At 36.3% G+C, this 13,593-nt stretch carries 12 protein-coding genes and 1 tRNA gene; 5 read left to right on the forward strand and 8 right to left on the reverse strand.

Going from position 1 to position 13,593, the window contains the following annotated elements:
* Window positions 1-20: 20 nt before the first annotated feature.
* On the forward strand, window positions 21-905 hold the full coding sequence (locus M0G43_RS01385) for a hypothetical protein (RefSeq protein WP_248022770.1): 885 nt from the start codon (window positions 21-23) through the stop codon (window positions 903-905).
* A gap of 63 nt (window positions 906-968) precedes the next feature.
* The gene (locus M0G43_RS01390) at window positions 969-2,510 is read left to right on the forward strand and encodes a glycine--tRNA ligase (RefSeq protein WP_248022773.1); all 1,542 of its coding nucleotides are present in this window, start codon (window positions 969-971) and stop codon (window positions 2,508-2,510) included.
* 51 nt (window positions 2,511-2,561) lie between these two features.
* Here M0G43_RS01390 and M0G43_RS01395 read toward each other — a convergent pair whose 3' ends face one another.
* Complete coding sequence (locus M0G43_RS01395) at window positions 2,562-5,972, reverse strand: hypothetical protein (protein WP_248022775.1); 3,411 nt, start codon at window positions 5,970-5,972, stop codon at window positions 2,562-2,564.
* Between the two features lie 112 nt (window positions 5,973-6,084).
* Between M0G43_RS01395 and M0G43_RS01400 the strand changes: the two genes are divergently transcribed.
* The 3 genes from M0G43_RS01400 to M0G43_RS01410 all read left to right on the forward strand — a co-directional run bounded on the left by M0G43_RS01400 (window position 6,085) and on the right by M0G43_RS01410 (window position 8,991).
* Complete coding sequence (locus M0G43_RS01400) at window positions 6,085-6,849, forward strand: exodeoxyribonuclease III (protein WP_248022777.1); 765 nt, start codon at window positions 6,085-6,087, stop codon at window positions 6,847-6,849.
* Window positions 6,850-6,922: 73 nt separating this feature from the next.
* Complete coding sequence (locus tag M0G43_RS01405; protein WP_248022778.1) at window positions 6,923-7,879, forward strand: OmpA family protein; 957 nt, start codon at window positions 6,923-6,925, stop codon at window positions 7,877-7,879.
* 77 nt (window positions 7,880-7,956) lie between these two features.
* Window positions 7,957-8,991, forward strand: coding sequence for an NADP(H)-dependent aldo-keto reductase (locus M0G43_RS01410; protein ID WP_248022780.1), 1,035 nt, complete (start codon window positions 7,957-7,959; stop codon window positions 8,989-8,991).
* A 72-nt stretch (window positions 8,992-9,063) separates the two neighbouring features.
* Here M0G43_RS01410 and M0G43_RS01415 read toward each other — a convergent pair whose 3' ends face one another.
* The 7 genes from M0G43_RS01415 to M0G43_RS01445 form a co-directional block, all read right to left on the reverse strand.
* Window positions 9,064-9,546, reverse strand: a complete 483-nt coding sequence (locus M0G43_RS01415; protein WP_248022782.1) for an ExbD/TolR family protein — start codon at window positions 9,544-9,546, stop codon at window positions 9,064-9,066.
* A 24-nt stretch (window positions 9,547-9,570) separates the two neighbouring features.
* On the reverse strand, window positions 9,571-10,170 hold the full coding sequence (locus M0G43_RS01420) for an ExbD/TolR family protein (protein ID WP_248022784.1): 600 nt from the start codon (window positions 10,168-10,170) through the stop codon (window positions 9,571-9,573).
* Between the two features lies 1 nt (window position 10,171).
* Window positions 10,172-10,618 (reverse strand): hypothetical protein, encoded by a 447-nt coding sequence (locus tag M0G43_RS01425; protein ID WP_248022785.1) that lies wholly within the window; start codon window positions 10,616-10,618, stop codon window positions 10,172-10,174.
* A gap of 24 nt (window positions 10,619-10,642) precedes the next feature.
* On the reverse strand, window positions 10,643-11,425 hold the full coding sequence (locus M0G43_RS01430) for a MotA/TolQ/ExbB proton channel family protein (protein WP_248022787.1): 783 nt from the start codon (window positions 11,423-11,425) through the stop codon (window positions 10,643-10,645).
* A 178-nt stretch (window positions 11,426-11,603) separates the two neighbouring features.
* Window positions 11,604-11,691 (reverse strand) — tRNA-Ser (locus M0G43_RS01435).
* A gap of 68 nt (window positions 11,692-11,759) precedes the next feature.
* Window positions 11,760-12,791 carry an asparaginase gene (locus tag M0G43_RS01440; protein WP_248022788.1) on the reverse strand — a complete coding sequence of 344 codons (1,032 nt, stop codon included), beginning with the start codon at window positions 12,789-12,791 and terminating at the stop codon, window positions 11,760-11,762.
* Window positions 12,792-12,793: 2 nt separating this feature from the next.
* Window positions 12,794-13,561 carry a TatD family hydrolase gene (locus M0G43_RS01445; protein WP_248022789.1) on the reverse strand — a complete coding sequence of 256 codons (768 nt, stop codon included), beginning with the start codon at window positions 13,559-13,561 and terminating at the stop codon, window positions 12,794-12,796.
* Between the last annotated feature and the right edge of the window lie 32 nt (window positions 13,562-13,593).

Consider the following 13,593-nt stretch of genomic DNA (forward strand, 5'->3'; position numbering starts at 1 on the left):
TTACCCCTCAATAATTTCTGATGATAGTTAACCCTCAACTTTTTAACTACAGATTAATTATCGGTTCTTTGGTTGTTGCAATTGCTGTATTGGCAGTGTTTAGTTTCACAAACTATGAATCTGTTAGAGAGCATCAACAATTTTTAGAACAAGAAAAAGAATTGGTAGAAAACGAACTATCGCAAATGATAGAACGTTATGATGAAGTAGCTGGCACAAATGAATATTTGACTTCACAACTTAAAGATGCCAGAACTGATACAAAACGTGCTCTTGACTCACTCCGAATGTTGAAAAGTGACGTTTCTGTCATAGCTCGTTACAAAGCCCAACTACTAATTTTCAAGAGTAAAAACAAACAACTGTTTGAAACTATTGATTCGCTAAACGAAATCAATGAAAATCTCGAAAAAGACAAATTACTGGCTCATAACGAATTAAAAAAACAATTGGATGCCAATTCTTCACTGACTAAAATGAATGAATCCTTAAGCAAAACAATTGAAAAAGGCGCTTTATTGACTGCTAATTCGTTTAAGGCAAAAGCTTATTTGAATAAAAATGGTCGTCTGCATGAAACAAAAAGAGCCAACAAAGCAGAAACCATGGAAGTTTGCTTCACTTTGGCAGAGAATGCATTAACTGAAAAAGGAGACAAAGAGCTTTATGTACAGATCGTGAACCCAAAGAATAATGTAGTTGCGGATAAGGGTTCGATAGAGTTTGGTGACTCATCTCTAATATACAGTGTAAAAACAGTTGTTAATTACAACAACAAAGTAGTTGATGTTTGTACGAATGTGATGTCTGATCCTTCTGACCAACCTTGGTCAAAAGGCACTTATTTTGTATCAGTTTTTTACAAAGACCGTAAATTAGGATCAACTCAAGTTATACTAGACTAAAACGTATAAAAATATATTTTGCAAACCGTTCTAACTATTGGAACGGTTTTTTATTTTTGCACCATGACAAACCAAGACGATCAATTTAAGAGAGTTATCTCTCACGCAAAGGAATACGGTTATGTATTTCAAAGCAGCGAAATATACGATGGCTTAAGTGCAGTTTATGATTATGCACAAAATGGAGCCGAATTAAAGAAAAACATACGCGATTACTGGTGGAAAGCGATGGTACAGATGCACGATAATATAGTAGGTATCGATGCAGCCATTTTTATGCATCCTACCACTTGGAAAGCTTCTGGACACGTAGATGCATTCAATGACCCATTGATTGATAATAAAGATTCCAAAAAGCGCTACAGAGCTGATGTTCTTATTGAAGATTACTGCGCCAAAATTGAAGCTAAAATTGACAAGGAAGTAGAAAAAGCAGCCAAAAGATTTGGTGATGCTTTTGACAAAGAGCAGTTTTTAGCAACCAATCAAAGAGTCGTTGAGTATCAAGAAAAAATTAACGCCACACTTTCAAGGATGGCAAAATCTCTTGAAAAAGAAGATTTGGCAGATGTGAAAGCACTTATCGAAGAACTCGAAATTGCTGACCCATTGACTGGAAGTAGAAATTGGACCGAAGTCAAACAGTTTAATTTGATGTTTGGAACTAAATTAGGTGCTTCTGCTGAAAATGCAATGGATTTATATCTTCGGCCAGAAACAGCACAAGGTATATTCGTAAACTTCTTGAACGTTCAAAAAACGGGACGTATGAAAATTCCTTTTGGAATTGCTCAAGTTGGAAAAGCCTTCAGAAATGAGATTGTTGCCAGACAGTTTATCTTTAGAATGCGCGAGTTTGAACAAATGGAGATGCAATTTTTCATCAAGCCAGGAACACAAAAGGAATGGTTTGAGCATTGGAAGGAAACTCGTATGAAATGGCATATTTCTTTAGGGCTTGGAACCGAAAATTATCGTTTTCACGACCACGAGAAACTGGCACACTATGCTGATGCTGCTACAGATATTGAGTTCAAATTTCCGTTTGGATTTAAGGAATTGGAAGGCATACATTCTCGTACAGATTTTGATTTAAAACAGCACGAAGAATATTCAGGTAAAAAACTTCAGTATTTTGACCACGAAATGAACGAAAGCTATGTGCCATATGTTCTTGAAACCTCCATTGGTTTAGACCGAATGTTTTTGGCTGTATTCTCAAATTCATTGGTTGAAGAAGAATTGGATAACAATACCACAAGAACGGTCTTGAAACTACCTGCTGTCTTGGCGCCTGTGAAAGCCGCAGTTTTACCGCTTGTCAAAAAAGATGGTTTGCCAGAAATAGCCAAACAAATCGTTGACGAACTGAAATGGGATTTTAACGTTGATTATGATGAAAAAGATGCTGTAGGTAGAAGGTACAGAAGACAAGATGCCAACGGAACACCATTTTGTATCACTGTTGACCACGACACACTATCTGACAACACTGTGACCATTCGTCATAGAGACACAATGGAGCAAAAACGTGTAAAAATTGAAGAATTGAGAGATTTAATCAAGCAAGAAGTCGATGTGAAAACTTGGTTGATGAAGATGTAGTTTCAAAACAAAATTATATTGAAGCTCGAGTATTTGCTCGAGCTTTTTTGTTTAAAAATACGCTTTCAATTGAATCGTTCCTGTGTGGATGGTTTTTGAAGTTTCTGTTTTCCTTCCGAAGTAATTCAGATTCAAATCCAAATAGGTTGTCAATTTCTTTTGAGCCAATAAACTCCACGTAAAGTTCTTTCCTGGTTGCAAACCTTCGAGCATTTGATATGAAACTGGAGTATTTGCATTGCCCTCAAAATCATTGTCAAAAAAGTTGATTTCTCCATTCAAAGCTATCTTCTGACCGTTGTTATAAGTAAAAGACACGCCATAATTGTTCTGAAGCAATAGCTCCATATTTCCTATGGTATTGTCTTTTGACGTATATTGATAAAACACATCAAAACGTGCATTTTCACTGAATAAATAAGATAGTTTTGGCTGTAATCTCACCTCATCTATGATATAATTTCTCGTTGCAAAATTTTCGCTCAAACTTTCATTGGTATCCAAACTAGACGTCAAATTTATCAACCAACTCGTGGTAAATTTGTGGTTAAAGTTAACTTGATGACTTTTCAATTTGCTTTCTTGAAAACCAATGGAAAGTAGCGTTCTACTTGTATTCGTCAAAAAGGTATAGGAAGTTGTGTAACGCTGTTTCCCTCTATTGAAGAAAAGTACATTTCTGACACTTTTGTTGAGTGCCAGCTGATTATCTTCATCGCCTTCAAACGGATTCAAATCAAAATCATTTCCTTCTTTTCTGATTTTTCGATCCACCAAATAAGACGTTTGATTGTAAAAATGCGACCAGAATTTCTTCGATTTGCTCTCTTCAACTGACCATTGTTGAGGATTGATAGTCAACGTCTGGCTCAACCGATTTTGATGTGTTTTAACAAAAATCTGGTTCGGCAAAAGTACTCTGATGTATTCACCTTCATCCTGAAATTGTGCAATTTCAAACTCATTGAGTTCCTGAACGCCGTTTTCGTTATAATCAATCCAAGTGTAAGCACCTTGCCCAGGCTCGACCTGAACATAGGTAAAATCCTGTTGTGGAAGGCTTCCGGAATTGGTTTCAAAAATGGTGTTCCATTGCACAATTTGATTGAACAATTGCTGATTATAAGTCAACCTTGAGTTGAGGGATTGTTCATCCGCAATGGTTTCATCTTCTGATTTTAAATTTCGATAATTGACAAAAAGTCCCAAGTCTGTAGTGGCATTCTGAATGATTTTAGACTTGACGTAATAGGTATTTGAGGTATTGACTTTTTCGATTCTATTCAATCGTAAGCTGTCGTTGACGCGATGCTTGTAACCAACTTCCACAAACACTTTTGTGCTGTCGCCAATTCCTGTGAAAATTTCATAAGATTTAAAACGCTGGCTCAATGGCATAAGGCTGTCATTTGAAACTGTTCTTTGCTCATTGTCTTCTGTCGCCAATTTTGTACCTATCCATTGTTTATCAAAACTATACGTCACTCTATTGAATGAGCGCAAAAAGGTAGACGTGGACACATCGCTTTGATTGTTCAAAATGCTAGAATTTGAAAAAACATTCCATCGATCAAAACGCAAACTTGCCAATAAGTTATGTCGATTCCCATTGAAGTTTTCTGAAAAATTGAGATGTTCAAACTTATAAATAGCCAATCCCTTTTGAGGATGAAGAAGTTCCAATCCGGCTGATAACAATTGCTGGTCACCACGTGGCGATTCTAAATTCCAATCTCTATTAAATTCGGCATTGTAAAGACGCTGAATGGTTTTGAAATTTTCTTGAATAAGGTCAGCATCGACAATAGCCGATAAATTCCAAAGGCTATCTTTTTTGATAATATGTTGTTTCACACGCAGTTTTCCTGCAAAACCATCGTTGTTGGCATCATCCAAGCTTGAAAATAAATTCAAGTCATTTTTGCTTCCAGCTGCTTCAAAATAAATATCGGTTTTTTCAGATGGTCGATAACTTCCGTTGATGACAGCCAATTGCAACTTTTCAGGAGCTATCAATCGTACTATCGGCGCAAAATTACCTTGAGGAACTCCAGCAATTGGAGCCACATATTCATAAATGTTGTTGATGGCATTACTGTTCACAAGAATATAATCTCCTTGATTGTCTCCAACTGCTTGAAACTTCACGCTGAATAATTCATCTTCCGGATTTGTCGAAAACACAAAAGCTTCTACTCCATCTATCAGTTCTTTTTTATATAAAATCCGGTTTTCGTTGTACACTTCAGGAACTCCAGAAGGTGCTACCATCAAGGATTCATCGTCACCAGCATTGGAAAGAATTGCCACTTGTTCTGGTGAAAGATTTTGTTGTAATGGCTGATTTTTTGAATCGATTTCAGAATACACAGAAACACCAAGTTTCAGTTTTTCTGTTTCATAGTTGCTGCCACCGAAAACAGTAAATCGAGAAAAATTCCGTTCACTAAATTGATAATCAACGGTAATTCGCATTTCAGAAGTAATCGGAAAGGTCGAATTAAAAATGATTTCTCCAGCATTGTAATCGATGATGTAATCTTCACTTTCACCACGTTTGATTGGCAAGCCATTGACGTAAACCGTTTCACTACCAGATACTATGAGCACGAACAATTCATTATTAGGTCCACGAAGTTTATATGGTCCTTGATTTCCTTCCTGTGCTAAAAATTGACTGGTTGTAAACTGACCTCGTACCAAAGCACCGGACGCAAAAATATTGGTTCGAGATTCTTCCTTTTCAATATTGACGTTGGCTAAAAGTCCTTGCACGCGCTTACTGAATCGGCCGAAATACGTGTTATTGTTTTCTAAATCGATATCTCCTGCCCTAATGCTCCATTTATCACTGAACAATTCAATAAATACTTGGTCAAATTCATCCAAACGTTGCGAATAGCCAATTTCTTGCAGAGGAATGTTGGCATCCTGAATCGAAGCTCGCAACGACACCTTGTCGCTCAACTTCCCGGAAATCTGCAAATCGAGTTCGCTGTTCAACACCGAATTTTGATTATTTCCAATGGTGACACCCCTTGAAATACTACCAGAAGTCGTAAGTCCATCAAAAGGCGTGAAATTTTGAGTAATGGTAGATTGAGACAATTGATACAAACGCTGCATATTACTGGTGTTCTCAACAATGATTTTATCATCCAACTGAAAATATTTTCGTGTCATAAAATCTGGATAACGCAAATAATCTACAATGACGGAATCCGTTTCAAGTGGTTTTTTAAAGGTCAAAAGTGCCTTTGAAAAGTCGATGTTGTAAAATGAACTGTCGATGACGACGTTTGCTTTTGTCTTTAAAACAAATTTGCTGGAATTGATGCTTACGGTATCAACCTGAATACTGTCTCGCACTGCAATTTTCTTTGTTCTATAATTAGATATTGGTTCTTGTGCGAAGGCGCAAAAACACATCAACATAAAAGCAAGTGAAACAGTAATTTTCATTCAATATATAAACTTCTTTAGGCCAAATATATTTTACAGTTAAAATGTCCATAAAAGTTATGGCATAAAAGTACTGTATTATTTAATTTAGCTGAAATTCTAAACATACGTTATGAAAATCATCTCCTATAACGTCAATGGCATTAGAGCCGCACTAAACAAGGGCTTTATCGATTGGCTAAAGACTACAAATGCTGATGTAGTATGCTTGCAGGAAATAAAGGCTATGAAAGAGCAGTTGGATGTCAGTGTTTTTGAAGAAGCTGGTTACACCTATCACTATTGGTTCAGTGCACAAAAGAAAGGTTATAGCGGCGTTGCCATTTTGAGCAAAATTAAACCCAACCACGTGGAATATGGCACAGGCATTGAATCGATGGATAATGAAGGTCGGAACTTGAGGGCTGATTTTGATAATTTTTCTGTGATGAGTTTATACCTGCCATCAGGCACCAACGATGCTCGTTTACAACACAAGTTTGATTATATGGATATGTTCCAAGACTATATAAATCAGCTTGTCAAAGAAATTCCAAACTTAATTGTTTGTGGTGATTACAACATTTGTCACGAAGAGATAGACATTCATAACCCAAAGGGCTTATCAACTGTTTCTGGTTTCTTGCCTGTCGAAAGAAAATGGATTGGAGCATTTATCAATAATGGATTTATAGATTCTTTTAGACATTTCAATAAAGACCCTCACAATTACACTTGGTGGAGTTACAGAGCCAATTCGAGAGCAAATAACAAAGGTTGGCGCTTGGATTATGGAATGGTAAGTTCTCCTTTACAAGAAAAATTGAAGCGAAGCGTTATCCTTTCGGATGCTGTACATAGCGACCATTGCCCTATTTTACTTGAAATTGAAGATTAGTTATCAGCCGCAGTCGCATAAACGTATTAAAATTAATTCAACTAATAAAAAAACTTTAAATCTCTAAACAACAATGATTAAAAAATTGCCATTAATAGCGCTGGTATTGATTTTGACCACTTCTTGTGTGTCGAAAAAACTCTATACCGATTTAGAAAACAGATATGCAGCTTTAAAAAAAGAAAACCGGAATTTATCTGACGAAAAAACATCCTTGTCAAAGTCATTGGCAACTGCGAATTCAGAATTGGCAACACTTCGAAAAAATTATGAAGCTGCCATTGCAAAACGCGACCAACTTCAAAAAGATTTAGATGCCACAACTACCAATCTCGACAATTTGCAAAAATCCTATGATGCATTAGAACAAAACAGTTCTTCTGCCATTGCCGAAAATGCTAAAAAGAATAGAGAATTATTGGCGCAATTGGAAGCCAAAGAACAGGCTCTTGCTGCCGAAAACGCGCGACTTGAAAAATTGAAAAAAGATATGGAAGCTCGCTCGCAACGTATTGCAGAACTGGAAAACATCATCTCTTCTAAAGATGCAGCAATGTCGAGATTGAAAGATGCCATTTCCAAAGCATTGACCAATTTTGAAGGCAAAGGTCTTACTGTTGAGCAACGCGACGGAAAGGTCTATGTATCTATGGAAAACAAATTGTTGTTTGAATCTGGAAGTTGGGCTGTTGGTAAAAATGGTAGAGAAGCTGTAAAGCAATTAGGAAGTGTTTTAGCCGTAAATCCGGACATTGCTGTATTGATAGAAGGCCACACAGACAACGTGCCTTACACCGGTTCTGGTCAGCTTTCAGGCAACTGGGATTTATCAACCAAACGTGCCACTGCTATTGTTGAAATATTAAGAGAAAACGCGGGAATCAATCCTGAAAACTTGACGGCAGCTGGACGTGGCGAATTTGCTCCAGTGGCTTCCAATGATACTGCTGAAGGAAAAGCCAAGAATAGAAGAATCGAGGTTATCCTCACTCCAAAATTGGATGAAATCTCTAAACTTTTAAATGACTAAAACAATAAATTAAATATTATAAAAACCTTTCAGGAACTATAAACTTGAAAGGTTTTTGTTTTAAAAACTTTACTATTTTGAAATACACAACACTTCCACATACCGACATTAAAGTGAGTAAACTTTGTTTAGGCACAATGACTTGGGGAAATCAAAATACCCAGGGCGAAGGCTTTGAGCAAATGGATTATGCTTTAGACCAAGGCATCAACTTTTTTGATACAGCAGAACTCTATCCCGTACCAGCACAAAAAGAAACCTATGCAGAAACCGAGCGTATTATTGGTAATTGGTTTCAGAAAACAGGCAATCGCAATAAAATAGTTCTAGCCTCGAAGATTGCTGGCCCTGGCGATTACACAGCCCACATAAGAACAAATGGATTCAGTCCAGAAGCTCTAAAAGATGCTGTCAATCAAAGTTTGAAACGTTTGAAAACGGATTATATTGATTTATATCAGCTGCATTGGCCAGAACGTACTACAAACACTTTTGGAACTAGAGATTATAAACACACAAATGATGGCTGGAAAGATAATTTCAACGAAATTCTCCACACGCTTGATACCATTATCAACTCTGGAAAAATAAGGCATATTGGAATTTCCAACGAAAAAGCTTGGGGCACGATGCGCTATCTTGAAGAATCAAAAACCAATAATTTACCTCGAATGATTACCGTTCAGAACGCTTATTCATTAATCAATAGAGTTTTTGAAGGTGATATGGCAGAAATAGCTTTAAGAGAAAACATAGGATTGTTGGCATATTCACCAATGGCTTTTGGTGTACTATCAGGTAAATACATCAATGGCACAGATTCAGATTCTTCTCGATTGAATTTGTTTCCACGTTTTTCTAGATATAGTTCTAAACAATCAACAGAAGCTACAAAAGCCTATCTGGAAATCGCTCAAAAATACGAATTGAAACCATCCCAAATGGCATTGGCATTCGTCACAGAGCGTCCATTTGTAACAAGTAACATTATTGGCGCCACCACTATGAATCAACTAAAAGAAAACATAGACAGCATTCATATCAATTTAAAAAAGGACGTTTTGAATGCAATTGAAGAAGTTCACAGTAGAATTCCGAATCCTGCTACATAAAATTCGAAAAATAGATTCATAAAAAAACCTCCTGAAGTCAATCAGGAGGTTTTCTTTTCATTAACAATAAAATTAATCTTTATTTTGAGAAATATCACCTTGACGAGTGGTATAGTTAATCTTCAAAGCATTTTCTTTTCTCAATTCCTCTTTGATATCACTGACAATACCCATATTGGCATCTTTATCGACTTTTAGAGCTGTTGTTAAGTAGTCTCTTAACTCTTCTCTTTTAGAAGCACGTTCAGCAGCAATAAAAGCTTTAATGTCTCCAATATCTGCAAACTTGTCATTCAATTGAATACGTGACTCTTTTCCGTATTGACCTTGATAACGTTCTTGAGGTTGACCAACGTAGATATACATGATCAAATCCTTTTTGTCAAGTTTCTCTACCTGATCGGCACTTGGCAATGTATTCTTGATCTTCAGTGTGTTTTCACGCATTACTGTGGCCACCATAAAGAAAAATAAGAGCATAAATACAATATCAGGTAACGAAGCCGTTGATATCGCAGGTAAATCACCCGATTTCTTTTTATTAAACTTACCCATTTAGTTTTCTAGTTTTCTAAATTATTATTGTACTTCCGATAATTTTTGCGGGTACTCAATCTTAATTCGCTCAATTTTTTCTTTGAGCTTGTCTTTGTTCCCTTGAAAATTAACGTCATCATAGTCCTTTTCCATTTCGGCCAAGGTCATCCCATATAATTCTTCAGCTCTTCTATCTCTTAAAATATTGTAAGCTGCAACCAATTCATTTTGAACCGATATATAGGTAGAATAAGTTGTTTCTCTTTCATTCTTTAAAGAAATAATGGCCTTATCAGGATTGTCTGAAGACGATGGATCTTTTTTACCTTTACAATAACTGCAAGCGTCATCTCCAGTACCTCCACCATTGTCCAAGAACTCCAAAGCCGCTTTACGCAAATCTTTAAGTTCCATAAGTTCATCTTCTACCAATAATTGATTTTTACCGTTAATCAAAACAGTGAAGATGTTCTTTTCTTTAATGATAGGTGGCTCTGTTTGCTCATCATCCATTGGTGGCAACTTTCTATTCAAACCAGTATCAGTTTCAATAGTAGTTGTTACCAAGAAGAAGATAAGTAGCAAAAAGGCGATATCTGCCATTGAGCCTGCATTAACCTCTGGTGCTGCTCTTTTAGCCATATTAAGTTGTCATTTTTTTAATTCCTGCCCAAAGCATTGCTGCTGCTGCTGCAACGACTAAAATATAGAACGCAATAAGTCCTGCCCCAGCCATTTTGGCCTCTGTAGGAGTCGCAGCTACACCATTATAAAAATAGTTTCCTGCATCTGCTCCGCTAGAAAGCACATAAGAAATCACCAAAACGACTAAAAACGCTCCTATACCTATTAACGTATTTTTTAATGATGCAGTATTCGTAAACAGATTTGTTACTACAAAAAACAGAACGAATGCCAATGTCAAAGCAAATATTATATATGTGACAAATGCCATAGGATCAACTGCAGACGTATCTCCATCTAAAGAAGCTGCTTTGATAGCCTCATCTCCCTTGGCAATAATCATAATCAGGAAGATGATGCCTGCCAAGCTTAATAATGCTGCTATTATTTTTAAAACTTTATACATAATTCAAATAAAATATTTTTTTTATTATTTTCTTCTTCTGATCAAAATATCCATTAAAGTAATTGATGCATCCTCCATATCGTTAACGATGCTATCAATTTTAGCTATGATGTAGTTGTAGAAAATTTGAAGAATAATTGCAACAATAAGACCAAATACCGTGGTCAAAAGCGCTACTTTAATACCACCAGCAACTAAAGATGGTTGCATATCACCCGCAGCCTCAATTTTATCAAATGCTTGAATCATACCAATAACAGTTCCCATGAAACCTAACATTGGTGCTAAAGCAATGAACAATGAAATCCAAGATACATTTTTCTCCAATTGTCCCATTTGAACACCACCGTAAGCAACAACGGCTTTTTCAACTGCATCAATACCTTCATCAGTTCTATCCAGACCTTGATAGAATATAGAAGCAACAGGACCCTTTGTGTTTCTGCACACTTCTTTAGCGGCTTCAACACCTCCAGAATTCAATGCGTCTTCAACATCTTGAGTTAATTTTTTGGTATTTGTAGTAGATAAGTTTAAGAATATGATTCTCTCAATAGCGATTGCCAAACCAAGAATTAAACACAAAAGTACAATACCCATAAAGCCAGGTCCACCTTCAATAAAACGCTTTTTTAGCTCTTGGTGAAACCCTAATTCCTCCTCTGCAGGAGCAGCAGCCGTTTCATCTTCTTCTTGAGCTAAAGTTGCAACTGTAGTCGTTGCCGTTGTGGTTGCAAACGTAGTTGCACTAACATTTCCAAAAGCCATGATACCTGTTATGGCAAGGATAGAAAATAATCTTTTCATTGTTCTGTTTTAATTTTATTAGTTAAAGTGTTAAAGATAAAAAAAAATTATAATTAAAAAATAAATTAACGGTATAGAGTATGGTATTTCACATTTCGTTAACGCCCAAAATCATTGGTATTTCCAAAGATATGAAAGACATTTGATTTAACCCTCTTATCTCAATTAAATTATTTTGCAGAGAGGAAGGGATTCGAACCCTCGATACGCTTTTGGCGTATACACACTTTCCAGGCGTGCGCCTTCGACCACTCGGCCACCTCTCTAGTTTTTTAAAATTTGACTGCCAAATAACGAAAAAACTTTCAGTGCAAAAAAATTTTGTGCGTTAATTTTAAGACATTTCTCCCCTTAAAGGCGTTTCAAATATGGTTTTGAATGTTTTAGCGGAAATATTTTCACCAAGCAAATACATGAGTTTTGCAATAGCTGCTTCTGTAGTAATATCTTTCCCCGAAATAAGTCCTAAAGTTAGAAGCTGGGAGCTTGTTTCGTATTGTCCCATCATGACACTTCCACCTGAACATTGTGTCACATTGATAATTGGCAACCCTCTTACCAATGTTTGCTTTATAAGGTCTAAAAACCATTTTTCGGTGGTGGTATTTCCTGCTCCATAGGTTTCCAAGATAACGCCTTCAAGGCTTTTTGTGTTTAAAACACTCTCTAATACAGATTTAGAAATACCTGGGAAGAGTTTAATTAACGCGATGTTAGTGCCAAAGTTCTTGTGTACTTTCAATTTTTTCCGTGGGTTTGGCTTTAACAAATACTCCTTATATATCTTTAAATGCACACCAGACTCTGCCAGGCAGGGATAATTCAAAGACTCGAATGCTTCAAAATGTTCTGCATTTATTTTTGTCGTCCTATTACCTCTGTATAATTTATACTCAAAGTATAGCCCAACTTCTCTTATAATCGGTTTTCCGTTTAACTGTTGGGAAGCCATTTGAATGGTTGTTATCAGATTTTCCTTGGCATCAGTGCGCAAATCACCAATAGGAAGTTGAGAGCCTGTGAAAATTACAGGTTTGGTTAGATTCTCGAGCATAAAACTTAAGGCAGAAGCTGAATAACTCATAGTATCGCTTCCATGCAACACAACAAATCCATCAAACTCATTGTAATTAGCTTCGATGATTTCTGCCATCTTTATCCAATACTTCGGATTCATGTTCGAAGAATCTATAGGATTCTCAAATGAAACTGTTTTGATGTTACAATCCAGCAATTTCAGTTCTGGGATTTTCTTGAGAAGATTGTTAAAATCGAAAGACTTCAAAGCACCTGAATTTGGATCCTTGATCATTCCAATGGTTCCTCCTGTGTAAATAAGCAAAATGTTAGGTTGAGTCGTTGGCATACTTATATTTTAAAGATGTCCTTTGAATTATGAGTCGTAATGTCAGCTATTTTTTCTTCGGAAACATCATATATTTCTGAAAGCTTTTCTAACACCTTAACAATGTATGAACTTTCGTTTCGCTTTCCTCTGAATGGCTTTGGGGATAAATAAGGAGCGTCTGTTTCCAAGACAATATGATGCAGATCTATCTGGCTCAAAAATTGATCGATACCACCATTTTTGAAAGTTGCAACACCACCAATACCTAATTTCATGTTATAAGAAATTGCCTTTTTGGCCTGTTCTAGATTTCCCGTGAAGCAATGAAAAATCCCATACAAATTTTCGCTCTTTTCTTCTTCCAAAACTTCAAAAATCTCGTCAAACGCCTCCCTGCAATGAATGACAATGGGGAGCTGATACTTTTTAGCTAATTTAATTTGATACTTGAAAGCTTCAATTTGAATTGGTAAAGTGCTCTTGTCCCAATATAAATCAATGCCTATTTCGCCTACAGCATAAAACCTTCGCTTTGATAGCATCATTTCAACATGATGCAACTCATCCTTATAATTGTCTTTGACATGCGTTGGATGAAGGCCCATCATCAAAAAGACATTTTCAGGAAAATCAGCTTCCAGTTGCAACATTGAGTCTGTATAAGTCGAGTCTATAGCTGGAATAAAAAATCGTGAAACATTAAGATTGATAGCGCGTTGAATCATGTCATGACGATCCTCGTCGAATGCTTCACTATATAAATGGGTGTGAGTGTCAGTAATAATCATAATACAAAATTAATCGTTTTATATTTGTAGAA

Origin of the sequence: Subsaxibacter sp. CAU 1640 (assembly GCF_023156585.1) — a bacterium.
Taxonomy (GTDB): domain Bacteria; phylum Bacteroidota; class Bacteroidia; order Flavobacteriales; family Flavobacteriaceae; genus JBPOFM01.

What these genes read in the sequence shown, in the direction of transcription:
- M0G43_RS01405 (WP_248022778.1), top strand. Translation starts at nt 6,923, where the DNA reads ATGATTAAAAAATTGCCATTAATAGCGCTGGTATTGATTTTGACCACT.
- M0G43_RS01385 (WP_248022770.1), top strand. Translation starts at nt 21, where the DNA reads ATGATAGTTAACCCTCAACTTTTTAACTACAGATTAATTATCGGTTCT.
- M0G43_RS01445 (WP_248022789.1), bottom strand. Translation starts at nt 13,561, where the DNA reads ATGATTATTACTGACACTCACACCCATTTATATAGTGAAGCATTCGAC.
- M0G43_RS01400 (WP_248022777.1), top strand. Translation starts at nt 6,085, where the DNA reads ATGAAAATCATCTCCTATAACGTCAATGGCATTAGAGCCGCACTAAAC.
- M0G43_RS01420 (WP_248022784.1), bottom strand. Translation starts at nt 10,170, where the DNA reads ATGGCTAAAAGAGCAGCACCAGAGGTTAATGCAGGCTCAATGGCAGAT.
- M0G43_RS01395 (WP_248022775.1), bottom strand. Translation starts at nt 5,972, where the DNA reads ATGAAAATTACTGTTTCACTTGCTTTTATGTTGATGTGTTTTTGCGCC.
- M0G43_RS01440 (WP_248022788.1), bottom strand. Translation starts at nt 12,791, where the DNA reads ATGCCAACGACTCAACCTAACATTTTGCTTATTTACACAGGAGGAACC.
- M0G43_RS01425 (WP_248022785.1), bottom strand. Translation starts at nt 10,618, where the DNA reads ATGTATAAAGTTTTAAAAATAATAGCAGCATTATTAAGCTTGGCAGGC.
- M0G43_RS01415 (WP_248022782.1), bottom strand. Translation starts at nt 9,546, where the DNA reads ATGGGTAAGTTTAATAAAAAGAAATCGGGTGATTTACCTGCGATATCA.
- M0G43_RS01430 (WP_248022787.1), bottom strand. Translation starts at nt 11,425, where the DNA reads ATGAAAAGATTATTTTCTATCCTTGCCATAACAGGTATCATGGCTTTT.
- M0G43_RS01390 (WP_248022773.1), top strand. Translation starts at nt 969, where the DNA reads ATGACAAACCAAGACGATCAATTTAAGAGAGTTATCTCTCACGCAAAG.